The 25,226-nt window shown below is 66.0% G+C and carries 24 protein-coding genes and 1 pseudogene; 15 read left to right on the plus strand and 10 right to left on the minus strand.

Going from position 1 to position 25,226, the window contains the following annotated elements:
* Positions 1-29 precede the first annotated feature (29 nt).
* On the plus strand, positions 30-935 hold the full coding sequence (locus GOSPT_RS06045; RefSeq protein ID WP_005204120.1) for an acetaldehyde dehydrogenase (acetylating): 906 nt from the start codon (positions 30-32) through the stop codon (positions 933-935).
* Positions 932-2,008, plus strand: coding sequence for a 4-hydroxy-2-oxovalerate aldolase (dmpG, locus tag GOSPT_RS06050; RefSeq protein ID WP_005204121.1), 1,077 nt, complete (start codon positions 932-934; stop codon positions 2,006-2,008). Before GOSPT_RS06045 ends, dmpG begins: the two co-directional genes overlap by 4 nt.
* 101 nt (positions 2,009-2,109) lie before the next feature.
* Here the strand turns inward: dmpG and GOSPT_RS06055 are convergent, their stop codons facing one another.
* Together GOSPT_RS06055 and GOSPT_RS06060 are read right to left on the minus strand one after the other, a co-directional pair.
* Positions 2,110-3,033, minus strand: coding sequence for a type IV toxin-antitoxin system AbiEi family antitoxin domain-containing protein (locus tag GOSPT_RS06055; RefSeq protein WP_039855016.1), 924 nt, complete (start codon positions 3,031-3,033; stop codon positions 2,110-2,112).
* Positions 3,034-3,153: 120 nt separating this feature from the next.
* Positions 3,154-3,957: a VOC family protein gene (locus GOSPT_RS06060; RefSeq protein ID WP_005204126.1), complete on the minus strand. Its 804-nt coding sequence runs from the start codon at positions 3,955-3,957 to the stop codon at positions 3,154-3,156.
* 135 nt (positions 3,958-4,092) lie between these two features.
* Here GOSPT_RS06060 and GOSPT_RS06065 point away from each other — a divergent pair, with 135 nt between their 5' ends.
* A complete protein-coding gene (locus GOSPT_RS06065) occupies positions 4,093-4,650 on the plus strand; it encodes a hypothetical protein (RefSeq protein ID WP_005204128.1) in 558 nt (185 codons plus the stop codon).
* Here the strand turns inward: GOSPT_RS06065 and GOSPT_RS06070 are convergent.
* Both GOSPT_RS06070 and GOSPT_RS06075 read right to left on the minus strand, forming a co-directional pair.
* Complete coding sequence (locus GOSPT_RS06070) at positions 4,604-5,020, minus strand: hypothetical protein (protein ID WP_005204130.1); 417 nt, start codon at positions 5,018-5,020, stop codon at positions 4,604-4,606. The genes GOSPT_RS06065 and GOSPT_RS06070 overlap by 47 nt on opposite strands.
* Before the next feature lie 2 nt (positions 5,021-5,022).
* Entirely contained in the window at positions 5,023-6,258 is a 1,236-nt protein-coding gene (locus GOSPT_RS06075; protein WP_005204132.1) for a 3-ketosteroid-9-alpha-monooxygenase, oxygenase component, read from the minus strand.
* A 250-nt stretch (positions 6,259-6,508) separates the two neighbouring features.
* Here GOSPT_RS06075 and hsaA point away from each other — a divergent pair, with 250 nt between their 5' ends.
* From hsaA to GOSPT_RS06110, 7 genes are read left to right on the plus strand one after another with little or no spacing between them, the layout of a single operon-like run.
* On the plus strand, positions 6,509-7,711 hold the full coding sequence (gene hsaA / locus GOSPT_RS06080; RefSeq protein WP_039855017.1) for a 3-hydroxy-9,10-secoandrosta-1,3,5(10)-triene-9,17-dione monooxygenase oxygenase subunit: 1,203 nt from the start codon (positions 6,509-6,511) through the stop codon (positions 7,709-7,711).
* A gap of 17 nt (positions 7,712-7,728) precedes the next feature.
* Positions 7,729-8,643 (plus strand): iron-dependent extradiol dioxygenase HsaC, encoded by a 915-nt coding sequence (gene hsaC / locus GOSPT_RS06085; protein ID WP_005204141.1) that lies wholly within the window; start codon positions 7,729-7,731, stop codon positions 8,641-8,643.
* A 20-nt stretch (positions 8,644-8,663) separates the two neighbouring features.
* Entirely contained in the window at positions 8,664-9,236 is a 573-nt protein-coding gene (gene hsaB, locus GOSPT_RS06090; RefSeq protein ID WP_005204144.1) for a 3-hydroxy-9,10-secoandrosta-1,3,5(10)-triene-9,17-dione monooxygenase reductase subunit, read from the plus strand.
* Complete coding sequence (locus tag GOSPT_RS06095; RefSeq protein ID WP_005204146.1) at positions 9,233-10,435, plus strand: hypothetical protein; 1,203 nt, start codon at positions 9,233-9,235, stop codon at positions 10,433-10,435. Before hsaB ends, GOSPT_RS06095 begins: the two co-directional genes overlap by 4 nt.
* A gap of 5 nt (positions 10,436-10,440) precedes the next feature.
* Complete coding sequence (locus tag GOSPT_RS06100; RefSeq protein ID WP_039854998.1) at positions 10,441-11,256, plus strand: SDR family oxidoreductase; 816 nt, start codon at positions 10,441-10,443, stop codon at positions 11,254-11,256.
* A complete protein-coding gene (locus tag GOSPT_RS06105; protein ID WP_005204149.1) occupies positions 11,249-12,388 on the plus strand; it encodes a sulfotransferase family protein in 1,140 nt (379 codons plus the stop codon). Before GOSPT_RS06100 ends, GOSPT_RS06105 begins: the two co-directional genes overlap by 8 nt.
* Positions 12,389-12,397: 9 nt before the next feature.
* A complete protein-coding gene (locus GOSPT_RS06110; RefSeq protein WP_005204158.1) occupies positions 12,398-13,024 on the plus strand; it encodes a TMEM175 family protein in 627 nt (208 codons plus the stop codon).
* 401 nt (positions 13,025-13,425) lie between these two features.
* Here the strand turns inward: GOSPT_RS06110 and GOSPT_RS06115 are convergent, their stop codons facing one another.
* From GOSPT_RS06115 to GOSPT_RS06135, 5 genes are all read right to left on the minus strand, one after another.
* Positions 13,426-14,568 carry an acyl-CoA dehydrogenase family protein gene (locus GOSPT_RS06115; protein WP_051993762.1) on the minus strand — a complete coding sequence of 381 codons (1,143 nt, stop codon included), beginning with the start codon at positions 14,566-14,568 and terminating at the stop codon, positions 13,426-13,428.
* Complete coding sequence (locus GOSPT_RS06120; RefSeq protein ID WP_005204160.1) at positions 14,565-15,536, minus strand: acyl-CoA dehydrogenase family protein; 972 nt, start codon at positions 15,534-15,536, stop codon at positions 14,565-14,567. Before GOSPT_RS06120 ends, GOSPT_RS06115 begins: the two co-directional genes overlap by 4 nt.
* 3 nt (positions 15,537-15,539) lie before the next feature.
* Positions 15,540-16,706, minus strand: coding sequence for an acyl-CoA dehydrogenase family protein (locus GOSPT_RS06125; RefSeq protein WP_005204162.1), 1,167 nt, complete (start codon positions 16,704-16,706; stop codon positions 15,540-15,542).
* Positions 16,707-16,709: 3 nt separating this feature from the next.
* On the minus strand, positions 16,710-17,627 hold the full coding sequence (locus GOSPT_RS06130; protein ID WP_005204164.1) for an enoyl-CoA hydratase: 918 nt from the start codon (positions 17,625-17,627) through the stop codon (positions 16,710-16,712).
* 72 nt (positions 17,628-17,699) lie between these two features.
* On the minus strand, positions 17,700-18,182 hold the full coding sequence (locus tag GOSPT_RS06135) for a hypothetical protein (protein WP_005204166.1): 483 nt from the start codon (positions 18,180-18,182) through the stop codon (positions 17,700-17,702).
* Positions 18,183-18,436: 254 nt separating this feature from the next.
* On the opposite strand from GOSPT_RS06135, the pseudogene cysC reads away from it, so the two are divergent.
* Positions 18,437-19,003 (plus strand): annotated as a pseudogene (gene cysC, locus GOSPT_RS06140) (adenylyl-sulfate kinase); the annotation flags it as partial.
* Positions 19,004-19,097: 94 nt separating this feature from the next.
* Positions 19,098-19,898 carry a 3'(2'),5'-bisphosphate nucleotidase CysQ gene (locus GOSPT_RS06145; RefSeq protein ID WP_005204171.1) on the plus strand — a complete coding sequence of 267 codons (801 nt, stop codon included), beginning with the start codon at positions 19,098-19,100 and terminating at the stop codon, positions 19,896-19,898.
* Here GOSPT_RS06145 and eccA read toward each other — a convergent pair.
* Positions 19,858-21,648, minus strand: a complete 1,791-nt coding sequence (gene eccA, locus GOSPT_RS06150; RefSeq protein WP_039855020.1) for a type VII secretion AAA-ATPase EccA — start codon at positions 21,646-21,648, stop codon at positions 19,858-19,860. The two genes, GOSPT_RS06145 and eccA, sit on opposite strands and share 41 nt — an antisense overlap.
* A 138-nt stretch (positions 21,649-21,786) precedes the next feature.
* On the opposite strand from eccA, the gene purL reads away from it, so the two are divergent.
* The 3 genes from purL to GOSPT_RS06165 all read left to right on the plus strand — a co-directional run bounded on the left by purL (position 21,787) and on the right by GOSPT_RS06165 (position 25,221).
* Complete coding sequence (purL, locus tag GOSPT_RS06155) at positions 21,787-24,090, plus strand: phosphoribosylformylglycinamidine synthase subunit PurL (RefSeq protein WP_005204175.1); 2,304 nt, start codon at positions 21,787-21,789, stop codon at positions 24,088-24,090.
* Between the two features lie 118 nt (positions 24,091-24,208).
* The gene (locus GOSPT_RS06160) at positions 24,209-24,682 is read left to right on the plus strand and encodes a CD225/dispanin family protein (protein WP_005204177.1); all 474 of its coding nucleotides are present in this window, start codon (positions 24,209-24,211) and stop codon (positions 24,680-24,682) included.
* A 23-nt stretch (positions 24,683-24,705) separates the two neighbouring features.
* Positions 24,706-25,221, plus strand: a complete 516-nt coding sequence (locus GOSPT_RS06165) for a DUF2752 domain-containing protein (RefSeq protein WP_005204179.1) — start codon at positions 24,706-24,708, stop codon at positions 25,219-25,221.
* Positions 25,222-25,226 lie beyond the last annotated feature (5 nt).

The raw sequence follows: 25,226 nt of genomic DNA on the forward strand, positions 1-25,226 counted from the left end.
ATCATGACCACTCACCCACAGGAGGCACCGTGGCGGCAACGCTGACCGCAGCCATCATCGGGTCGGGCAACATCGGCACCGACCTCATGTACAAACTCGAACGCAGTCAGGTCATCGACCCGCGCTGGATGGTCGGTATCGACGCCGACTCCGAGGGCATGAAACGTGCCGCCGACCACGGGCTGATCACCATGAGCGGCGGCGCCGACGAGTTGCTCGCGTCGTCGGAGAAGCCCGATCTGATCTTCGAGGCGACGTCGGCCTACGTGCACCGCGAGTACGCGCCTCGCTACGAGGAGGCAGGCATCATCGCCGTCGACCTCACACCCGCGGCGGTCGGGCCCGCTGTGGTGCCGCCCGCCAACCTGCGCGAGCACCTCGACGCCCCGAACACCAACATGATCACCTGCGGTGGGCAGGCGACCATCCCGATGGTGCACGCGGTGAGTTCGGTTGTTCCGGTGCCGTATGCGGAGATCGTCGCATCGGTGGCATCGGTCTCGGCGGGGCCGGGCACGCGCGCCAACATCGACGAGTTCACGCGCACGACGTCGAAGGGGATCGAGACGATCGGCGGTGCGCAGCGCGGCAAGGCGATCATCATCCTCAACCCGGCCGATCCACCGATGATCATGCGCGACACCATCTTCTGCGCGATTCCCGAGGATGCCGACACCGACGCGATCGCCGCGTCGATTCATCAGCGCGAAAAAGACATCCAGGCATACGTTCCCGGCTACCGGCTGCTACAGGACCCGCAGTTCGATCCGCCCAGTGTGCTCAACGGCGGGCACGCGCGCGTCTCGATCTTCGTCGAGGTCGAGGGCGCGGGCGACTTCCTGCCGCCGTACGCGGGAAACCTCGACATCATGACGGCTGCCGCCACCAAGGTCGGCGAAGAAATCGCGAAGCAGAAGCTGGGGGTGTCGGCATGACCACGGCGACAACAGATCTCATGGCGCACGCGCGCAAGTACTCCAACACGCTCGACATCCGGATCACCGACTCGTCGCTACGCGACGGCAGCCACCACAAGCGCCACCAGTTCACCGTCGACGAGGTGCGGTCCATCGTCGGCGCGCTCGACGACGCCGGCGTCCCGGTGATCGAGGTGACCCACGGCGACGGGCTCGGCGGGTCGTCGTTCAACTACGGCTTCTCCAAAACCCCTGAGCAGGAACTGATCAAGGCGGCCGCCGAGACCGCGCAGCGTGCCAAGATCGCGTTCCTGATGCTGCCGGGGCTCGGCACCAAGGACGACATTCGGGCCGCGCAGGACAATGGCGGTCAGATCTGCCGGATCGCGACGCACTGCACCGAGGCCGACGTGTCGATTCAGCACTTCGGCCTGGCTCGCGAGCTGGGTTTGGAGACTGTCGGGTTCCTGATGATGAGCCACAGTCAGCCGCCGGAAGTGCTTGCCGCACAGGCGCGAATCATGGCCGATGCCGGATGTCAGTGCGTGTACGTCGTCGACTCCGCCGGGGCGCTCGTGCTCGAAGACGTGACGGTCCGCGTGCAGGCACTCGTTGCCGAACTCGGCGACGACGCCCAGGTCGGCTTCCACGGCCACGAGAACCTCGACATCGCGGTTGCCAACTCCATCAATGCCATTCGCGCAGGAGCGCAGCAGATCGACGGATCGATCCGCCGTTTCGGCGCAGGCGCGGGCAACACGCCGACGGAGGCCTTCGTCGGAGTCTGCGACAAGCTCGGGATCACCACGGGCGTCGACTTCATGAAGATCGCCGACGCCGCCCAGGACGTCGTGCGACCCGCCATGCCGTCGGAGTGCCTCGTCGACCGCTCGTCAATGATGATGGGCTACGCGGGCTGCTACAGCTCGTTCCTCAAGCACGCCGAGGGCCACGCCGAACGGTACGGCGTCTCCGCGGCGGACATCCTGCTCGAGGCCGGCAACCGTAAACTCGTTGGCGGCCAGGAGGATCAGCTCATCGATATCGCCCTTGAGCTGAGGAAGAAGGCCGACGCGAACGCCGGCGTCTGAGGGGTTCCGCGTTCGCCCAAACGCGGCCCGAACGTGTAGACGCGGCTGGTGTACCAGCCGCGTTTGCAGGTTCGAGCCGCGTCTGGAGTTCGACGATCCGCTCACGCCACGTCGAGCTGCAGTCTTGTCAGCCACTGCCGGACCGACGCCGCGACGGTGCCCCGCTCGAGGTCGGCCCAGGTCCAGCGGATCACCATGACGCCGAGTCGACGCAGTCGGTCCTCGCGCTTCTTCTCCCGGACCACGGCGTCGGTGGCGTCCTCGCCGGGCCGTAAGTACTTCTGGTACTTCACCTTTCCGTCGAACTCTCCGACGAGTAGCCCCGACCAGTCGAAGTCGCTTCGCGCGACGAACCCGTCCTGATCGCGGAACTCGTGCTGCAGGCGTGGAATGGGCAGGCCCGCCTCGATGATCTGCGCCCGACACCACGACTCACCGGGACTCTCCGCGTCGGCCGTGGCGTGTGCGAGCGCACGGCGCGCCTGCCCGACGCCCCGCCGCGTGGCCCGCAGCATCTTGCGCATCACCTTGCGGTCGGCGCCGAGGCGCAGCGCGGCGTCGAGCACTGCGAGTGCGCCCGCGAAGCCCATCGGGCTCGTGCAGGCGATGTCGACGGCTGTTCGTTCGAGCGAGCTGACCAGCACACCATCGACGTCGACTGTCTCGCTGGGCGCGACCACTCCGACGTGCGTGTGCCTGGTGGCCGTGCGTCCGCCGTGGTTGGCGTCACCGGTGGTGACGTGCAGGCGCTGGAAGTTGGGCTTGAGCATCGGCAGCCTGTGCATTGCGGCGGCCGACTGATGGGTCACCACTCCCGCGACAGTGCCGAGCATGGCCGACGCGATCACGGTCAGCCGGTGCGCGTCGTCGGGTGTGCGTTTCTCGGCGGGCGCGAAGGCGCCACGGCCGACACGGACGATCTCGCCGCGTCGGCACGCTCGGCGCAGATCGTCGTCGGTGAAGCCAGCTGCAAGCGCCGTCTTGCGGTAGATGATGCCGTGGTCGTCTGCGATGAACGGGGTCATGACAGCTCCGACGCGCGCGAGCGCCCGGCGGTTCCCCTTGCACCCAAACGCGGCCCGAACGTGCAAACGCGGCTGGTACACCGACCGCGTCTGCACGTTCGAGCCGCGTCTGGAGCCCGCCTACATCCCGGCCGGCGGGTGCCCCAGCGAGATCAGTGCGCCGTTGGGGTCGTGCACCGTGGCGAGGGTGCCGTACGGCGTGTCCGTGGCGGGCATCATGACCGAGCCGCCGAGCTCCTCGGCGCGCTTGACGGTCGCGGGTACGTCGTCGACGCAGATGTAGATCTGCCAGAAGGAGGGTAGTTCCGGCGGAAAGAGGTTGGCCGCGTCCATGATTCCAGCGTAGGCCATGTCGCCGAAGAAGACCTGCGCGTACCGCAGCGGGCTGCCCGGCTCGACGATCTCGACGGCGCTGTTGTCGATGACCGACTCGACGCGAGCGCCGACGACCTCCGGATAGAACACCACCGATTTGGTGTAGTCCTGGCTCACGCACTCGAACCAGTACGGCGCGCCGTGGACGCCCCACTCGGCAAAGCCCTTGTGCTTGTTGGCTTTCCAGAAGCCGATCACCGCGCCTGCGGCGTCGACCGCCACGGCCATCGTGCCCTCCTCGCCGACCTCCATCGGAGGCAGCATGACCGATCCGCCCGCTGCCTTGACCAGGTCGAGAGTGGCCTCGGGGTCGTCGGTGCGTAGATACGACGACCAGACGTTGGGTACCGACCCCTCGCCCATGGCGGGCATCAGGCCGGCGATGCGGTGACCGTTGAGAGTGAAGTTCTGGTATCCACCGAAGTCGGGGTTCGGCTCCTCGACCTTCCACCCGAACAGGTCGCTGTAGAAGTCGATGGCCTTCGCGGTGTCGCTGCTCATCAGGTCGAACCAGACGGGTGCGCCGGGGGGAGCGGTGTAGTCGGTCATGGCAGTAGCTCTTCTCTGTGGTCGCTGGTCTCGGACGCTGGTACTGACCTTCATCCTTGCGAAAAGTCATCGGCGGCGTCGGTGAACACCGGAGGTCGGTACGCGAGCGAGACCCGGGGTGGCACGCTTGACCCCATGACAGAACGTGCGCGCGCACTCGCATGGCCGCTTTTCGCCGTGTCCGGCCTGCTGATCGTCGCGTTCAGCCTGGTGTCGTGGGGCGACTCCAGCCAGGGGCTCAGCTCCAAGATCTCCGGTGTCGGGCGCGTATCGGTGCCCGGTGCCGCGCCGGAAGACGTCGCATTCCTGGAAGCGCACACGCAACGTCCCGGACTGATCACCATCGTGTTGGGTGCGGTGATCGCTGCCGTCGCGGCAGTGGGATGGTGGCGTCGTCGGCTGCGCCCGATCGCGCTCGCAGTGATCGGGCTCGCCGCGGTCGGAGCCGCGGTGGCCGCGGCAATCGTGGTTGCCGACCCGTCCGGACAACTGCTCGACGACGCGGTGACCAGCACCCTCGAGCTCGCACCGGGCGAACAGATCCTCCAACCGGGCGACGGCGTGATCGCGGTGCTCGTCGTCGCGATTCTGCTCGCCGTCGGCGTGGTGTTTGTCAGCGCCACAGCAGTGCTCACGAGTACGAGGCTCACCAGTACCCGTCGGGATCGGACTCCGGCGACTCCGCCGGGATGATCCCTTCTGCGACACCGTGATCGATGCTCGCCGACAGCCGCGAGCAGGTCGGGACGAGCGCCGGATTCCCGCCCTCGGCACGTATGCGGGCGAGTTCGTTGCACCGCTCTCGGGCGTCCGCGTTCCACTGCACGCTGGTGTGGTGCGAGCTGGTCTTCTTGACCAGCACGCACGCGTGGCATCCGCGGCACTCGATCTCGGTCATGCCGCCGCGAAGATAGTGTTCGCGGTCGCGTGCCGTCGACTCGTGGACCGCGGCCCGACGCTGCGGATCGTCGCCGAAGTCGGGTGCCTTCGACCACCCGGCGAGGGCGGGAGAGGTACCCCGCGGGGTCTCGCCTGTCTCCGTGCGATCGGCGGCGGTGGTCATGGTCAGACGCGCGTGTCGGTGTCGGACGAGTTGTCCGCGGAGGAATCGTCAGGAGCCGCAGCCTCTGCCGCCTCGCGTTCCTGCTTGCGGCGCAGGTTCTCGGCCACCTCGATGCTCCAGTTCTCGACGGCCTTGGTGGTGTCGATCTCGTATTCGAAGCGCTGGGTCATCTCGTCGGAGACGTCGGCCTTGTCGACGTAGAACTGTTCGTACCAGCGTCGAAGTTGGTAAACCGGACCGTCTTCTTCGACGAGAAGCGGGTTGTCGATGCGTGTCTTGTTCTTCCAGATCTCGACGTCCTGCAGGAACCCGACCTCGACGCCCTTGGAGATCTTATGGGCCATCCGCGACGCCTGCTCGCCCGTCATGCCGTCTGGCACCTTGGCCACCACGCCGTACATCAGCACGAACGAGTTGGCGTCGATGGGGTAGTGGCAGTTGGTCAGGATGGTCTCGATCTTGAAGTCGCCGTAGAACTGGACCATCGGGTTGAGCATGTACGACGGCCCGTAATACGCGGCCATCGATTCGAGGCGGCTCTCGGCATATCCGCTGCCGAAGTCGATGTCGGGTCGGCCGTGGGAGTTCATGTACTGCGCGGCGGTCTCGCCCTCGAAGACGTTCTTGAAGTAGTCGGGCAGCGCGTAGTGGACGTAGAAGAAGTGCGCCATGTCGACGACGTTGTCGATGATCTCGCGGCAGTTGGAACCCTCGATCACCAGGCGGTTCCAGGTCCATCCGGTCCAGGCGTCGCTACCGACCTCGTCGAGTTCCGGGACGACGCAGTCATCTGGTGGCGGGTTGCCCTCCGGGTCGTTGTAGACGAAGACCTGTCCGTTGCGGATCATCGTCGGCCACGAACGTGTCTTGGCGAGTTTGGGATTGCGCTTCGCGTACGGCACGCCCGCGCAACGTCCGTTGCCCTTCCACATCCAGCCGTGGAACGGGCACGCGACGTTCCCGTCGCGGATAGAGCCCTGGCTGAGATCGCCGCCCATGTGCCTGCAGTACGCGTCGAGGATGTTGACCTCGCCGTCGTGTATCCACAGCGCGAGTTTGGTGCCGAACACGGTGATCGAGTGGGGCTCGCCGTCGTCGAACTCAGACAGCAGGCCGAGGCAGTGCCAGCCGCGCGCGAACCGCGTCGGGGGTACTCCGGTGTCGATCTCGCGCACGTCACTGTCGCGTGCCGCACCGGATGCTCCGGTGTGGGCAGCGGGTCGTGGGGTGACGGTCATCTCCGATGCTCCTTGAGGTGGGGGCTGGTCTACATCGAATACTAGAACAGGTTCCAGTATTCGTGTCCACATCGACTCTGCGCTGCCCGATCGCAGCAGTACATCGGGCCAAGGTCCCGTGTTTCCGAATATCTCGACAAAAACTAGAACCTGTTCTAATCTCAGATCTGAAACCAGTGTCTCACGACCGCGAATCGACAGGTAGGAGCCGGGCCAGATGCCAGCACATGAGCCGTCAGCACAACAATCGATGGCGCCGGGCGCTCAGACGAGCGCCGATCGGGCAGACGCGGCTGCACAGGTGCTCGAGAAGGTCAACGCACTGCTGCCCGAGATCGAGCAGCGGGCGCAACAGACCGAGGACCTCCGCCAGATCCCGGACGAAACGGTGTCCAGCCTCGACGACGCAGGTTTCTTCAAACTGCTGCAGCCATCGCAGTGGGGTGGATACGAGGCCGACCCGGTCACGTTCTACGAAGCGGTACGCAGGATCGGCAGCGCCTGCGGGTCGACCGGATGGGTCTCCGGCATCATCGGCGTCCACAACTGGCACCTCGCCCTGTTCGACCAGCAGGCACAGGAAGACGTCTGGGGCTCCGATCCGTCGGTGCGCATCTCGTCGTCGTATGCCCCGATGGGTGCCGGCCAGGTGGTCGACGGCGGGTACATCGTCAACGGGTCGTGGGCGTGGTCGTCGGGTAGTGGCATCGCCGACTGGGTGTTCGTCGGCGGCCCGGTCATCAAGGACGGCAAGCCCGTCGACTTCGTCAGCTTCCTGATTCCGCGTGAGGACTACAACATCAAGGACGTCTGGAACGTCGTTGGCCTGCGGGGCACCGGCTCGAACACGATCGAGGTCAAAGACGTCTTCGTGCCCAAGCATCGCATGCTGAGCTACCGCACGATGGGGATGGGTCAGGCGCCAGGACTCGAGCGCAACACCGCCCCCGTCTACAAGATGCCTTGGGGCACAATTCATCCCAGCACCATCTCGACGCCGATCGTCGGCATGGCCTACGGGGCGTATGCCGCGCACGTCGAACATCAGGGCAAGCGCGTGCGTGCCGCATATGCGGGCGAGAAAGCCAAGGACGATCCGTTCGCGAAAGTCCGGATCGCCGGTGCGGCAAGCGATATCGACGCGGCATGGCGACAGCTGTCGGGCAACCTCGCCGACGAGTACAACTACATCCTGCGTGGTGAGGAGGTGCCGATGGAACTGCGGCTCGCCGCACGTCGCGACCAGGTGCGGGCAACCGGCCGGGCGATCGCCTCGATCGACACGCTGTTCGAGAACTCGGGTGCGCACGCCCTCGAGAACGGCACGCCCATCCAGCGCTTCTGGCGCGATGCCCACGCGGGACGCGTCCACGCCGCCAACGACCCCGAGCGTGCCTACGTCGCATTCGGCAACGGCGAGTTCGGAATTCCCGTCGGCGACACGATGGTCTGAGTGGAGTAATAGAAACGATGAGCGACAGCCCCATCAGTTCCCTCGGTTACATGCGCATCGAGGCCACCGACATGGCCGCGTGGCGCGAATACGGACTCAAGGTTCTCGGCATGATCGAGGGCAAGGGTGCAACACCCGATGCCCTGTATCTACGCATGGACGACTTTCCGGCGCGACTGGTTATCGTGCCGTCCGACCGCGACCACCTCGGCAGCACCGGCTGGGAGTGTCCGAATGCGCAAGCGCTGCAGGATGTTCGGGACCGTCTCGCATCCGCGGGCGTGATCTTCCGCGAGGGTAAAGACGAGGAACGCGCCGATCGTCGGGTCGACGAAATGATCGTCTTCGACGACCCGGCCGGCAACACCCTCGAGGTATTTCACGGTGCAGCACTGGAACATCGCCGCGTCGTCAGTCCGTACGGGCACTCGTTCGTCACCGGCGACCAGGGACTCGGCCACGTCGTACTCACCTGCGACGACGACAAAGCCGCGCTGGCCTTCTACCGCGACGTCCTCGGCTTCAAGCTGCGTGACTCGATGCGTCTGCCACCGCAGGTGGTGGGCCGTGAAGAAGGCGACGAGGTTCCGTGGCTGCGCTTCCTCGGATGCAACCCGAGACATCATTCGCTCGCGTTCCTGCCGATGCCGAACGCGACGGGCATCGTGCACCTCATGGTCGAGGTCGGTGAGTCCGACGACGTCGGGCTCTGCCTCGACAGGGCGCTGCGTCGTAAAGTGCCGATGTCTGCATCGCTCGGACGCCACGTCAACGACCTGATGCTCTCGTTCTATATGAAGACCCCCGGCGGATTCGACGTCGAATTCGGTTGTGAGGGAAGACAGGTCGACGACGGCGAGTGGGTGGCGAGGGAGAGTACCGCGGTGAGTTTGTGGGGACACGACTTCACCGTCGGATTCAAGAACCAGTGAACGAAAGGGCGAGCGCCCAGATGGCTGCGACACCGTACGGGTCAAGCGATTTCGACACACGTCAGTTCCGCACGGCGATGGGGCAGTTCTGTACCGGCGTCACCGTCATCACCACGCTCACCGCGGATGGGGCGCCGTCGGGATTCGCCTGCCAGTCGTTCGCGGCGCTCTCGCTCGATCCGCCTCTCGTGCTCTTCTGTCCGCAGAAGACGTCGCGGACCTGGCGGGTGATCGAAGAGAACGGGAAGTTCTGCGTCAACATCCTCTCCAACCGGCAGCAGGATGTCAGTGCTGCCTTCGGCGCACCGGGCGACGACAAGTTCGCGGGAATCGCCTGGGACCCTTCGCCCGCGGGACTGCCCGTGATCAGACACGGATTGACTTGGGTCGAATGCTCCGTCGAACGCGTCGACGACGGCGGCGACCACCACATCGTGATCGGTCGGGCACTCACGCTCGGAGAAGTGCTGCAGGACAAGCCACTTCTCTTCTACCGCGGCGGCTATCTGTCGACCGAGCATCCGCGGGTCACCCCAGCGCAGGCCGAGCTCGACAATTTCCTGACATGGACCGGAGGAGATACGTGGTTATGACGACGAATGCCGTCTCGCACACAGTCGACGTGACCGGTTCCTTCACCGACGCGATCACGCAGGCACAGGCGTTGGTCGCCAACGCCGACTTCGCGCGCACGGATGCCGATCTCGCAGAGGGATTCGACTATCTCGCCGGAAGTATCGCGGCAACACTGCAATTGGCGCGAGCGCGCAGTCGGACCCATCCAGGGTTCATCACCTCGACGGGACCGGCCACCAAGATGGGTCTCGACAACCCGGACACCCTCTACCTCCACGCCGACATCGAGCCGAGCGCCACGTATCGGGTCTGGGGACGCCGCGGCAGCACAACGGATCTGAGTTTCCAGGTACTGCGCGGCGACTACACACCCAGCGAGGTGCCCGGCGGCGACGACGCCTTCGACGACCGGCGGATTCCGATCAACGCCGACGGGACGTTCGAGATCACGTTCGGGCCGGATCTGTCCGCGGCGTCTGCGCGTGACGACTACTTCGCGCTCGGCGATGGCGCGTCGATGCTCGCGGTGCGTGAGGTGTACTCCGACTGGTCGCAGCGCAGGGGAGAGATCGCCATCGAGCGTGTCGACACGGTGGGCAGCGCTCCCGCCGACCTCGACCTCGCGCGAGTGCAGCGGCGGTACGCCACCGCGGGCAAGATGCTGCTCGCACGGCTGAACACCTGGTTCAACTTTCCGAAGTGGTTCTACCTCGACGAGCCGGTCAACACCTTCACACCGCCGCGGCTCACGCCCGGTGGACTGTCGACACAGTATTCGTCCGTCGGGCATTTCAGACTGCTGCCCGGCGAGGCCATGATCATCACGGTTCCGAAATCTGCTGCGCCATATCAGGGTTTTCAGCTCGGCAGCATGTGGTACATCTCGCTCGACTACGTCAACCACCAGACCAGCCTGAACTCCGCGCAGGCGCAGGTTGACCGTGACGGCATGATCCGATTGGTACTTGCGCACGAGAATCCCGGCGTCGCCAACTGGATCGAGACCACCGGTCACGAGGTCGGGATCATGCAATTCCGTTGGCAGCGAACAGATGTGCCGATCCCGCCGGAACAAGGGCCGACGGCACAGGTCGTCGACGCGGGCGACATCGCCGATCATCTGCCCTACCTCGACGACAACAGGCTCGACCCCGCGGGATGGGCTGCGCGAATCGCCCTCCGCCAGCGCGGTTTTGCAGAGAGAATGCTGGGGTGACTGACATGGCGGGTGTGGGACTCCTCGACGACAAGGTGGTCGTCGTATCCGGGGTCGGACCGGGACTGGGTCGAGCGATCTGCCTGCGCGCGGCAGCACACGGCGCTCGCGTGGTGCTCGCTGCGCGAACCGAGTCGCGACTCAAGGAGATCTCCGCCGAGGTCGACGCTGCCGGTGGCCGCTCACTCGTCGTGCCCACCGATATCACCGACGACGATGCGGTCGACCAGTTGGTCGCTGCCACGCTTGCCGAGTACGGGCGGGTGGACGTCGTCGTGAACAATGCCTTTGCGCTTCCCTCAATGAAGCCGTTGGCCCGCACCGACTTCGAGCAGATCAACGCGAGTATCGAACTGACCGTACTCGGCACGCTGCGCGTTGTGAAAGCCTTCACCGGGGCACTTGCCGACGCGGCGTCGGAGTCTTCTTCGCCGCGAGCGACGAGTGCGATCGTCAACATCAATTCGATGGTGATCCGACACTCCGAACCGCGTTACGGCAGTTACAAGTTGGCGAAGTCGGCGCTGCTGGCGATGTCGCAGACGTTGGCCACGGAATTGGGTGACAAGCGGATACGGGTGAACTCCGTTGCGCCGGGATACATCTGGGACGATCAGCTCAAGTGGTACTTCGGCGAGGTCGCCAAGAAGTACGGCATCAGCGAGGACGACGTCTACGCGCAGACCGCCGCGCGCTCCGACCTCAAGCGGCTGCCGGAGCCGGACGAGATCGCTGACGCCGTCGTGTTTCTCGCCTCCGACGCGGCCAGTGCGATCACCGGCCACACCCTCGACGTGAACTGTGGGGAGTACCATGACTGAGTCAGTCGGCAGGCGCAACGTCGGAACGATCGACGATCTGCACGAATCTGCCACGAGAACAACGGGTCTCGATGACTTCGGCGACGACGCGTACCTCGAGCCGCTCGGTGTGCTTCTCGATTCGTACACGAACGAAGCGGGCCTCACCGAGCTCGGTAGCAAGATGTTTCGGTACTTCCTCAAAGGGGCGTTGATCGCTCGACTGATGAGCGAAGCGTCGTGGCGGGCCACCCCGTCGTACGCCGACGTCGAGATCACCCGTCCGATCTTCGTGACCGGGCTGCCACGCACCGGGACCACAGCCCTGCATCGGCTGCTCGCAGCCGACCCCGCGCACCAGGGACTCGAGATGTGGCTGACCGAGTTTCCGCAGCCGCGGCCGCCGCGCGAGCAGTGGGCAAACAATCCGGTTTATCAGCAGATCGATGCCGGTATCGCGCAGCACCACGTCGAGAATCCGGAGTTCATGGGTCTGCACTATCTCGACGCCGGCGAGGTCGAGGAGTGCTGGCAGTTGTTGCGGCAGAGCATCATGTCGATCTCGTACGAATCGCTCGCCTACGTGCCGACGTACTCGAAGTGGCTCGCCGAGCAGGACTGGACACCGGCCTACGCGCGGCATCGTCAAAACCTTCAGATGATCGGTTCGAATGATCCCGGCAAGCGATGGGTGCTGAAGAACCCGAGTCATCTCTTCGCGCTCGACGCGCTGATGGCGGTGTATCCCGACGCCCTGGTGATCCAGACGCATCGCGCGCCGGAGACGATCATCGCGTCGATGTGCAGCCTCGCCGAGCACGCCACTCCGGGGTGGTCGACGGTGTTCGTCGGCGACACGATCGGCCGGACGCAACTCGACCTCTGGTCGCGTGGATTGCACCAATTCTCGCAGGCGCGTGCGCAATACGACGAGGCGCAGTTCCTCGACGTCGAGTTCGACGACCTGCGGGCAGATCCGCTCGGGACCGTCGAACGTGTGTATGCGGCACTGGGCACCGAGATCTCTGGCGAGGCGCGTGCCGCGATGGTCGCCCTCGATGCCGAGAGTGCATCAGGCGCACGTCGGCCACACCACCGGTACGACCTGTCGGATTACGGATTCACGGAGGCGGAGGTCGCCGCGGCGTTCTAGAGTCGGGGCATGGCAGCACCCGAAGGGCGACGTACCACAGAGGGTTTTCGACGGTTGATCTCGTTCGCCGATGCGGTGGTTGCCATTGCGCTCACCCTGTTGGTCCTGCCTCTTGCTGAGATCGGTAAGGAGATCGGGAGCGATACGACGGTGGTCGCGGTTCTTCGTGACCACTCCAGTGAGCTACTCGGATTTCTCATCAGCTTTTTCGTGATCTGGGTGTTGTGGCGCAATCACCATCGCATGATCGAGTATTTCGACGCCTACGACCGGGTGCTGTTCGAGTTGCACATGGTGTGGCTGTTCACGATTGTCGTGCTGCCCTTCGCGACCTCGCTCATCAGTGGTCCGACGTTGAAGTGGGGGACGGCGTTCTATATTGCGGTGCTTCTGGTGTCGGTGTCGAGCCTGGTGGCGATGAGTGAGTGGGGCAGGAGGCATCGGGAGCTGTTGGCGACTGGGCACGATGTCGACGAGTGGGTGGCGAGCGCGCCCGATCTCGGAACGGTGATTGCGCTCGTCGTGGCGCTCGTCGGGTCGCTGGTGGTGCCGCAGTGGGGGAGCTGGTGGCTGGTGCTGCTCTTCTTGGCGGGTCCCGCTGACAAGATCGTCGCGGCCGTGGCCCCGCGCAGGTAGTCTCCCGCTGGTCGAGCGGGGGCGAGCGCAGCGAGCACCCGAGTCGAGACCACTTTCTGCGGCTGGTGGTCTCGACAAGCTCGACCAGCGGTGGGGGCTCGACCGGCGGTGGGGTGGTCTCGACAAGCTCGACCAGCGGTTGGGGCTCGACCGGCGGTGGGGTGGTCTCGACGAGCTCGACCAGCGGTGGGACGCTCGACCAGCGGTTGGCGGCTTGACCGCGGTTGGGTGGGCCCGGCCGGCGCAAGCTCCCTCGCTGGTCGAGCGGGCGCGAGCGGAGCGAGCACCCGAGTCGAGACCACTTCCCGCTGCGGCTGGTGGTCTCGACAAGCTCGACCAGCGATTGGCGGCTCGACCAGCGGTGGACGCTCGACCAGCGGCGCGCTCGAGCCGCGGCTCGGCTAGCCGCGCAGGGCGTCGACCATCTCGGCGACGACGTCGTGTGGTTGGCCGAAGAGCTGGGCGCTGCCGTGGGCGCGCTTGAAGTAGAGCCCGATGTCGTGCTCGGCGGTGATCCCGATGCCGCCGTGGATCTGGATCGCCTCGCCCGCGACGGTGGCGAACGATTCCGAGCAGTAGACGTGGGCAGCCGCCGCGAGGTCGGCGGCGTTCGGGTCGTCGGAGACGACGGCCTCGATGGCCGCGCGCGCGAGCGATCGCGACGACTCGACGAGCGTGTACATGTCGGCCATGCGGTGTTTGAGCGCCTGGAACGACCCGATGATCCGGCCGAACTGCGTCCTCGACGATGCGTGCTCCACGGCGAGCCGCAGCGCGCGGTCGGCGCCACCGACCTGTTCGGCGGCCAGGAGCGCCCAGGCCAGCGTGCGCAGTCGCGCCACCACGTTGCCCTCCGCGGTGATCGCTGTGGCCGCGGTGTCGTCGAAGGTGATGCGGGCCAACGGCCGCGTCGGGTCGACCGTGGGGAGTGCCGTCACCTCGATGCCGTCGGCGTCGGCGTCGACGACGTGCAGTGTCACGCCGGACGGTGTGCCGGCGAGGACGAGCAGCAGGTCGGCGGACTCGCCGTCGATGACGAACTCTGCTGTGCCGGTGAGTAATCCGGCCTCGCTCGAAACACCGGGGTTGTCCCACCCCGTCGCGCCCGCCCAGCACAGACTCGCGATGCGTTCTCCCGATGCGATCTCGGGAAGGAACCGCGCGCACGCGTCGGTATCGCCGCTGAGCAGCAGTGCGCCGGTGGCGAGTGCGGTCGAGAAGACCGGCACGGGACTCAACGTCGCGCCGAGTTCTTCGAGCACGGTCGCGGTTTCGACGAACGACGCCCCCGCCCCGCCGAACTCTTCGGGGACTGCGAGTGCTGCCACGCCGATCTCGTCGCACAGCGTGCGCCACAGGGCGTCGTCGAACCGGCGGGGCGTGCGCATCGCCGCGCGCACCGCTGTCGAGTCGGATCGCTTGGCCAAGAGGTCGGCGACGGACTGGCGCAACGCATCCCGGTCCTCGGTGGATATCGCGCTGTCTGTTGTCGCGCCGTCTGTTGTCGCGCCGTCTGTTGTCGCGCCGTGTGTTGTCGTGCTCACAGCGACTCCAGAATCCGCGCGCGATGCTGTGCCGGCGTCCCCCACGCGCTCACCAGTGCGCGAGTCTTGGTGAGGTACAACGACAGATCGTGTTCGGAGGTGTATCCGATCGCGCCGAGAACCTGAAGAGATCGCCGGGATGCCAGGTACGCGGCGTCGGCTGCCGCGACCTTGGCCGCGGAGATGTCACGGCTCGCGTCGACGCCCTCGGGAACTCCGCCGTCGATGCCGACCGCTGCACCGTGGACGAGTGGACGCGCCATTTCGAGGGCGATCGCGACGTCGGCGAGGTGATGTTTGACCGCCTGGAACGATCCGATCTGACGTCCGAATTGCCTGCGTGACAATGCGTAGTCGGATGCGATTCGGAGCATCGTCGAGCCGAGGCCGAGTAGTTGGGCCGCGGTGGCCAGTGCGCCGAACTGTGCGGCTCGGTCGCCATCGACACCCTCTGTGATCACCTCGGCCGGGCGCACCGTGGACACCGTTCGCGTGGGATCGACCGACTGTGCCGTGTCGTCGACCGTCGCGAGCGACAACACGTCGTTGTCGACTACGTACACACGTTCGGCAGCATAGGTGTCGGCTGCGCGCGGCGATAGTGGCGCGATTGCCGCCGAACTCAGCCGCCCGGATGCCGCGGCGTCGAGCGCATCTGACTCCGTGGCCGACCGCAGCAGGATCGGCACCACCGCAACGGATTCGACGATCGGCCCGGCCAATGGGTGCCGCCCGATCTGTTCGAGTGCGACGACCATCTCGACGGCGCCTGCTCCGGCGCCACCGTGCTCCTCGTCGATGAGCAGTCCGAAGACGCCGATGTCGGCGAGCTGTCGGAAGACGCCTGCCGCGGGCGAGTGATCACCGCCAGCCCACGCCCGTGCGACGGCGGGCGTGTCGGCTTTGGTGAGGAGCGTGTCGACGCTCGACGCGAGGTCGTCGTGGATATCGGACAGTAGAAAGTCCATCGTTCACCTATCCCCGCGCGGGAGGCCGAGCAGACGCTCCGCGATCACATTGCGCTGAATCTCGTTGGTGCCTGCGTAGATCGGCCCGGACAGGGAGAAGAGATAGCCGTCAACCCATGCGCCGTCGATCTCGGCGTCGGTGCCCTGTAGTTCCAGGGCTGTCTCGTGGGCCGCGATGTCCCACTGCGACCAGAAGACCTTGTTGATCGACGATTCCATGCCCAACTGGCCACCGGCGGCGAGCCTGCTGACCGTCGCGTACGTCGACAGCTCGTAGGCCCGCGAGCCGATCCAGGCGTCGGCGACGCGTGTATCGACGCCGGAGGTCGTGGGTACGTTGTCCCGCTGTGCTTTCCACAGGTCGACGAGGCGGTCCGTGGTGGCGAGGAAGCGACCAGGAGAACGCAGCGACAGCCCGCGTTCGTTGGCGGCGGTACTCATCGCGACGCGCCAGCCGTTGTCGACGTCGCCGATGACGCCGGAGTTCGCGCGATCGGTTGGGTCGTCGGGGACGAAGACGTTCTCGCAGAAGACTTCTGCGAATCCCGGCTCGCCGTCGAGTTGGGGGATCGGCCGCACCGTGACGCCAGGGCTGCGAAGGTCGAACATGAAGTAGGTGAGTCCCCGGTGGCGTTGCGCCTCTTTGTCGGTGCGGAACAGCCCGAATGCGCAGTCGGCGAAGCTCGACCGGGAACTCCATGTCTTCTGGCCGTTGAGGAGCCAGCCACCGTCGGTGCGGGTGGCCGTCGAGCGGAGTGACGCCAGATCGCTGCCGGCTTCGGGTTCGCTCCAGGCCTGGCCCCAGATATCGTCGGCACGCGCCATGCGGGGCATGATGCGGGCCAGTTGTTCGGGATGCGCGTGCTCGAAAAGCGTTGGTGCCAAGAGGAAGATGCCGTTCTGGCTCACCCGCCCGGGTGCGCCTGCGCGGTAATACTCCTCCTCGAAGATGACCCAGTGCAGGAGCGGGGCGTCGCGGCCACCGAATTCCTCCGGCCAGCTCACCACCGACATGCGGTCGGCGGCCATTGTTCGTTCCCACTCCCGGTGCGCCTCGAAACCCTCGGCCGTGTCCATCGAGGGAAGTGGTTGTGCGGGAACATGATCTGCGAGCCAGGCGCGCACCTCGGAACGGAACTCGTCAGCGGCGTCGTCGAACGTCAGGTCCATGGGTCAGCGTCCGTTCGACGTCGAACCAGCGGATGCCTTCATCGACTTGGCGTCCATGCCGCCGAGCGAATCTCCGCCGGAGGATTCGGCATTGGCCGAATGGGCGAAATGGTGCCAACCGAATACCGAGTCCATCGCGGTGCGCATGCCCATCTGGTCCTCGCAGATGTTCACCGCCTTCTTGGACAAGAACAGTCCCTGCAACGGCATCGCGACGATGTTCTCGCAGATCGCATCGACCCTGGCGCCCAGGCCATCCCGCTCGACGACGTGGTTGACCATGCCCCACTGTTCCGCCTGTATCGCGGTGAAACGCTCGCCGGTGAACAGGATCTCCTTGGCTCGACGTGGACCGAGCACGTAGGCGTGTGCGAAGTACTCGACGCCCGGAATACCCATGCGTGCAACGGGATCGGAGAAGAACGCGTCGTCGGAGGCGACGATGAAGTCGCATACCCAGGCGAGCATCAGTCCGCCCGCGATGCATGCGCCGTGCACGGCCGCGATCATCGGCTTCGGGATCTCCCGCCACCGCCTGCACATCCCGAGGTAGACCTCGGTCTCGCGGGCGAGACGTTGATCGGCTCCCGACTTGTCTGTGTGGTCCCAGTGCAGGGCGGCGACGTTGTCGTAGTACGTGTCGAAGTCGCGTTCCGGGGTACCGATGTCGTGGCCCGCCGAGAAGTGTTTGCCGTTGGCACGAAGCACGATCGCCTTGACGCCGGGGTCGTCGACTGCCTTGCGGAACGCGGCGTCGAGCGAGTACGTCATCACCGAGTTCTGGGCATTGCGGTACTCGGGCCGGTTCAGCGTCACGTAGGCGACGGCGCCACCTGGTCCGCCGACCTCGTAGGCGACCGGCGAGGTGTCCGGGCCGAGGTCGTCGGGACCAAGTGGGGCGGGGATCACGGCGTCGCTCATGCTCACGAGCCTAACCTAGCAAATGCTTGGTTGGTAGTGTTGTGCCGTGCTGCCCAGGTTGGCGCCCGGGGTTCAGCGCACGGTGATTGTTCCGCTGCAGGCGGTGGTGGGGATTGCCCACAGCGCGTTGCGGTTGACCGCGCTGAGCGTGACCCGGACCTTGCCCGGTCCGGTGTCGAGCGCGAAGGTGGGCCCGCCGACGTAGAGGCCGATCTTTGCCGTGTTGAAGGCAGTCCCTTTGCGGTTGTTCGTCAGGTTGTGCCAGTCGAGTCGACCGACGGATTCGTAGCCTCCGCTGAACGTCCAGAAGGACGAGATGTCGCGGACAGCGGCGGTGACTCTGCCCGGTCCCGTCCCGGAGACGAACAGTCGCGCGGTGCTGTAGGGCTGGTCGACGATGTTCGGGCTGATTCCCCAACACCGTTCGAGGGGTGCGACCGTTTCGGCATGGGCGGTGCCCGAGCCGACGCTGAGCGCGGCGAATGAGGACGCGGCAATGGCGGCTGCTGCGAGTCCAGTTGTGAGGCGGGTGCGGATCGTGTGTCGATGATGCATGGTGTAGTCCTCGATCGGGTTCGAGTGCGAAGGTGTTGCATCGGGGCGTGCGGCGATGCACGGCGGTTAATTCGGGCAATTCGCCTGAACCGTTAGCCGGGATTGTGAGCTGTGACACGACCGTGACGTGGCAAGCTGACACCATTCGGCGTCAGGGGCGAGATGAAGGTGGGCGCGACGGAAGTGACGGCACGATGACGGCAGGTGGTGGCGACGGTGGGCGGCCGTCGGGCAACGAGCGCGATCTGAGCCCGAATGTGGTGTGGCAGGCCGGCAAAGTGGCTCGGGAGCAGCGCCCCCATCGTGGTGGGACCCTGTGGATCACCGGATTGTCGGGCTCTGGAAAGTCCTCTGTGGCAATCGAACTCGAGCGTCGACTCGTGGCGCTGGGGCGCCCGGCATATCTGATGGATGGCGACAATCTCCGACACGGCCTCAACTCCGACCTCGGTTTCAGCGACGACGATCGGCGCGAGAACATCAGGCGCACAGCAGAAGTCGCGGCACTGTTCGCCGATTCGGGTTCTGTCGCGATCGTCTCACTGATCTCGCCGTTCGCAGCGGAGCGTCAGCGCGCCCGCGAGATTCACGACGAACGCGCGCTGCCGTTCTACGAGATCTTCCTCGACACGTCGTTACAGGAATGCGAACGTCGCGATCCCAAGGGCCTCTATGCCCGTGCGCGGCGCGGTGAGATCAGTCACTTCACCGGTATCGACTCGCCCTACGAGCGGCCGGAGAAACCGGACGTCGTGATCAGGCCGACGGACGGGCTACCAGCGGAGACGGCTGCCGCTGTCCTTGAGCAGCTCGGGCTATGAGCGCTACGTTCTCGGTCTACGATCAGCAGGCGTCGGCGTAGTCGGCGCGCGCAGGCGCATCCCGGCGCCTGGGTGAGAGGTGGAGGGACCACGAGTGGACGACCGCAGCCTGGCCGGAGAATTGGCGACCGCAGCAGGTGAATTGCTTCTCGACATCCGTGCGAACAGCGGCCTGACCGGTCGCGCGCTCGGTGACGAGGGAGATCGACGTTCCAACGACTTTCTGCTCGCCCGCCTCGCCACCGATCGCCCCGACGACGCCGTGCTCTCGGAGGAGTCGACGGACGACAAGGCTCGGCTGATCTCGCCGCGCGTCTGGATCGTCGATCCCGTCGACGGCACACGGGAATACGGCGCTGTCGACGAATCCGGTGAGGGCCGTCGGGATTGGGCTGTGCACGTCGCGCTGTGGTCGTCGACCGGCGGCGGCACGCTCATCGCCGGTGCCGTCGCGTTGCCCGCCCTCGGCATCACCTACGTCGACGACGAGACGCCCGTGGCACCGACCGAAGGTCTCGCCGACGTTCCGCGCGGTGACGCCCCGCGCGTCGTCGTCAGTGGCTCTCGTCCGCCCGCGTTCTCGCAGGCCGTCGCCGACGCGATCGGTGGCGAGGTCGTGCAGATGGGCTCAGCGGGAGCGAAAGCGATGGCCGTGGTGCGCGGCGAGGCCGACGCCTACGTGCACGCGGGTGGCCAGTACGAGTGGGATTCCGCGGCCCCGGTGGCCGTCGCTCAGGCAAAAGGTCTGTGGTGCAGTCGAATCGACGGTTCGCCGCTGGTCTACAACCAGGACGACACGTATCTGCCCGACCTGGTGATCTGCCGACCGGAGTTGCGCGACGCGATCATCGCGGTCACGAGTTCAGAGCCAACCCCGACATCAGAGTCGCGATAGCTGCGCGTACGTCGCTTGCCTCGATCCGCATCAGGTCGTCGGCGGATAGTGCGCTCAGATCGCCTGCGGTGAGCCGATATTCGCGCTCCTCCTCGGCGGACTCGACGATGTTCCGCACGAATCGGCCGTTGCCCGCCAGGTCGATTCCCCGCCGCAACCCCGCGCCGGCTTCGCGCACGTCCTCATACAGCGGTGCACACGCCTGCTCGATTTCGGCTGCCGCCTCGGGGGTGAGTATCGAATCACGACGCCGCGCGAGGTATTCGCCGATGCGGGCCAACTCCTGCGGCGTGTACGACTCGAAGCGGATGCGTCGGGCGAATCGTGACGCCAGGCCGTCGTTGGAGGCGAGGAATCTGTCGATCTCGGCGTCGTAGCCCGCGATGATCACCACGAGCCGGTCGCGGTTGTCCTCCATGCGCGCGAGCAGGGTGTCGACGGCCTCGCGCCCGAAGGCGTCGCCACCGGAAAGTCCTTGCTGGACAAGGGTGTACGCCTCGTCGATGAACAAGACGCCGTCCATGGCCGAGTCGATCAGCGCCGCCGTCTTGATGGCCGTGCTGCCCAGATGTTCGCCGACCATATCGCGCCGGGTGGCCTCGACGACCTTGTCGGACTTGATGAACCCGAGGCCGCAATACATCTTCGCGATCACGCGCGCGACGGTCGTCTTGCCGGTGCCCGGCGGCCCGGTGAATGCCAGGTGCAGGCTGCGCGCCGACGTCGAGAGCCCGCGGTCGGCGCGAATTCTGGCCAGCGTCGCCGCGGACTGTAGTTTGGCGACCTGCTCCTTGACCGACGTCAGTCCGATCTGGGCGTCGAGCTCTGCCTGCGCAGCGCTCACCAGATCTTCCGCCGAGTGCGACACCTCGTCGGAGTTACTCGACGTGAGAGTCGGTGGAGTCGTCGGGACAGACGCGGGATCCCACGGATCGGTCCGCGCAGCGATCTCGTCGGCACTGGTGACGGTGAGTCGCGTCGCGGGCGACTGGAGAGCGTCGGCCGCCGCGGTGAGGGTGGGATCGCTGGCGAAGGCCTGCTCGAGCATCGACGTGGCCTCCGCCTGTTTGCCCTCGCCACGCAGTGTCAGCCCGTAGGTGTACATCGCACGGCTCGCACATGCGGGAATGGCGGACGACATGGCTCGTTCGAGGCGTCGAAGGGCTTCGGCGCTCATTCCGAGTTGCGCGCACGCGGTGCCCGTCAGGTAGTCGGCGACCGCGCTCATGTGCGGGTCGCGCCACTGTTCGGAGCGCGCGAGCGTCGACAACACATCCGGCCACCGCCCGGTGCGGAAGTAGAGGACGGCTTCGATGAACGTTACGATCGGTGTTCGACGCTGCGCTGCAATCGCGTCCACGACGTCACGTGCTCCGGCGAAGTCGTCGCCCGCGATCAGCGTCGCGGCGTACGCGGCCGCGGCCTCGACGGCGTCGGACAGTGGGTAGTCGAGGAACATGCCGGTGTACCAGCGCCCGACCAACGTTCGCGGCGGCAGGCCCAGCCTGCGTTGTTCCGCGCCGATGCGATCGCTGTGGCGAAAGAGCGCGAGAAGTACCTCGTTCGACGTGTCGCCGCAGGCCAGGCGGCCGAGCCAGGCGTCGGCCATGCTCGGGTCCCACTCGCTGGCGCGCGTGAACGCCTTGGTGGCCTGCGCCCTGTTGTCGACCGGGTCGGTGCCCTCGACGGGGATCCCCAGTGAGAGCACCCCGAGCTCGAAGAGCTGCCGCGCCTTGCGGACGTCGGTCATCATCCCCCCAAAAAGTCCGATTGAACCGCTTCGCGTAGATCAATCACCGTAGCCGTTGTGCCGCGCGCCGGGGCCGTGCTCGACACAGTCCGAGGTCGTTGCGGGCCGGGCGGTAGAATCTGGCAGGTGAGCGATCCTGTGGAGACCGTGTCTGTGGATTCAACGTCTGTGGATTCAATCGAACGGGCAGTCGAGAGCCCCGATCAGCCCCAGCCCTACAAGGAGCTCGGACTCAAGGACGACGAGTACGAGCGGATCAAGCAGATCCTCGGGCGCCGACCCACTGATTCCGAACTCGCCATGTACTCGGTGATGTGGTCGGAGCACTGCAGCTACAAGTCGTCCAAGGTGCATCTGCGCTACTTCGGTGAGACCACCACGGAGGAAATGCGTTCGGGCATGCTCGCGGGCATCGGCGAGAACGCGGGCGTTGTCGACATCGGCGACGGCTGGGCCGTCACGTTCAAGGTCGAGTCGCACAACCATCCCAGCTACGTCGAGCCGTATCAGGGTGCAGCGACCGGTGTCGGCGGCATCGTCCGCGACATCATGGCCATGGGTGCCCGCCCGATCGCCGTGATGGACCAACTCCGCTTCGGCAAGGCCGACGCCCCCGATACGCGACGCGTGCTCGACGGCGTGGTCCGCGGTGTCGGCGGTTACGGCAACTCGCTCGGGCTGCCCAACATCGGCGGCGAGACGGTCTTCGACTCCAGCTATGCCGGCAACCCCCTGGTCAACGCGCTGTGCGCGGGTGCGTTGCGCACCGAGGACCTGCAACTGGCCTTCGCATCGGGCACCGGGAACAAGATCATCCTGTTCGGTGCTCGCACCGGACTCGACGGCATTGGCGGTGTGTCGGTGCTCGCGTCGGAGACCTTCGACGACACCGGCGAGTCCGGCCCCAATCGCAAGAAGCTCCCGAGCGTTCAGGTGGGCGATCCGTTCACCGAGAAGGTGCTCATCGAGTGCTGTCTCGAGCTCTATCACGCTGGGCTGGTCGTCGGCATCCAGGATCTCGGCGGTGCCGGACTTTCTTGTGCCACATCGGAATTGGCATCGGCCGGCGACGGCGGCATGAAGATCGAGCTCGAGAAGGTTCCGATGCGCGCGGTGGGGATGACGCCCGCAGAGGTGCTCTCCAGCGAGTCACAGGAACGCATGTGCGCGGTCGTCACCCCGGAGAATGTCGACGCCTTCCTCGCCGTGTGTCGCAAGTGGGATGTGCTCGCCACCGTGATCGGCGAGGTCACCGACGGCGACAACCTGGTGATCACGTGGAACGGTGAGACCGTCGTCGACGTCCCGCCGCGGACCGTCGCGCACGAGGGTCCGGTCTACGAGCGTCCGGTCGCCCGCCCCGACTGGCAGGACGGTGTGGTCGAGTCGACCACGGAGGCCCTGCAGCGTCCGTCGACTCCCGACGAACTGCGTCAGACGCTGCTCGACATGCTCGAGTCGCCCGCGCTCTGCAGCCGCAAGTTCATCACCGATCAGTACGACCGGTACGTGCGCGGCAACACCGTGCTCGCCGAGCATGCCGACTCCGGGGTGATTCGGATCGACGAAAAGACCGGTCGCGGAATCGCTTTGGCCACCGACGCGTCGGGGCGCTACACGTTCCTCGATCCGTACCGTGGTGCGCAGCTCGCGTTGGCCGAGGCGTACCGCAACGTGGCGGCGTCGGGCGCAACCCCGCGCGCGGTGACGAACTGCCTCAACTTCGGTTCGCCGGAGGATCCGGCGGTGATGTGGCAGTTCCAGCAGGCCGTGCACGGGCTGGCCGACGGGTGTCGTCAGCTCGGCATCCCGGTCACGGGCGGCAACGTCAGCTTCTACAACCAGACGGGGTCGACGCCGATCCTGCCCACCCCGGTCGTCGGTGTGCTCGGCGTGATCGACGACGTGCATCGTCGTCTCCCCACCGATTTCGGTACCGAACCCGGCGAGACGCTGATCCTGCTCGGTGAGACGCGCGACGAGTTCGACGGCTCGATCTGGGCGGAGGTCGCCTATGACCATCTCGGCGGTGTCCCGCCGGAGGTCGACCTCGACCACGAGAAGCTGCTGGCCGACATCCTGACCGCGGCCTCACGCGACGGCTTGGTCTCCGCCGCGCACGATCTCAGTGAGGGCGGACTGATCCAGGCTGTCGTCGAATCTGCGCTCGCAGGTGAAACCGGTTGCCGCATCCTGCTTCCCGAAGACGCTGATCCGTTTGTGTGGCTGTTCTCCGAATCGTCGGGACGTGTGCTGGTCGCCGTGCCGCGGACCGAGGAGTCGCGGTTCACCTCGATGCTCACCGCCCGACAGATGCCGTGGACGCGCATCGGCGTCGTCGATCAGGGTTCCGACTCGGTGACCGTGCAGGACCAGTTCGAGGTGACGCTCGACGAACTGCGCGCCGTGCACGAGGGCACGCTCCCGAAGCTCTTCGGCTGACGGTTCGGTTGGCATTTGTTCGGTCTGTCGGGTCTTCGAATGGATTCGACGGCCCGTATAGGGCGACTGCGGGTCTCGTCCGTTAGGCTCCACTCGACCAAACTCGAGAGGAATCCCGATGACCAACCCGTATGACCCGCAGGGCGACCCGCAGAAGGACGGCGGATACGGCCAGGCGCCCTACGGTGGCCAGCAATACGGGCAGCCGCAATACGGCCAGCCCCAGTACAACCAACCCCAGTACAACCAGCCCCAGTACGGTGGCCAGCCGCCCTATGGCGGCCAGCCCTACGGGCAGCCCCAATACGGCTATGGACCCGCAGCACCGGAAAACAATCTGGTGTGGGCGATCCTGTGCACCGTGCTCTGCTGCTTGCCGCTGGGCGTCGTGTCCATCGTCAAGGCGACGTCGGTGAACGGTCTGTGGGCGGCGGGCGACTACGCGGGCGCTCAGCAAGCAGCCGATGACGCCAAGAAGTGGGCCATGTGGGGTGCCATTGCCGGCGGTGCCAGCATCGTGATCAGCATCGTCGCCTATGTCATCTTCGCCGTCGTCCTGGTCTCCAGCGTCCCGTCGACCAGCTCCTACTGATCTCAACGGGCCGACCGACCGCGATGACCGACCCCGCGATGACCGACGGTGTGATGACCGACGGTGCCGTGCCGGACACGCGTCCTGTGCATACTCGCATCGAGCATGCGGTTCTCGGGACGGTCGGCGCGGTGTCGCGGCATCGCGTTGCCGGACCGGCCGTGGTTGTCGCCGCGGCGGTTGGCTGTTGCACCGCGATCTGGTTCGCCGATCCCACGACGCCGGGCGGTCCGTTGCCGATGTGTCCGACGAAGGCGCTGCTGCACATCGACTGTCCGGGCTGTGGTTCGCTGCGCGCGATCTACTGTCTGATGCACGGCAATGTCGGAGAAGCGTTGCGGTACAACGCGGTTGGCGTCGTCGCGATCGCCTTGCTCGGCTGGGCGTTCGTCGCCTACTGCGTGGGGTTGTGGCGGGGGCGCCGGGTGCGTAGTTGGCAGCACCTGCGCTTCGCCCCGTTCGCGACGCTGGTCGTTGTCGGTGTGTGGGTGGTGATCCGCAATATCCCCGTCGCGCCGTTCGACGCGTTGCGGGTCTGACACCG

Origin of the sequence: Gordonia sputi NBRC 100414 (assembly GCF_000248055.1) — a bacterium.
Taxonomy (GTDB): Bacteria; Actinomycetota; Actinomycetes; order Mycobacteriales; family Mycobacteriaceae; genus Gordonia; species Gordonia sputi.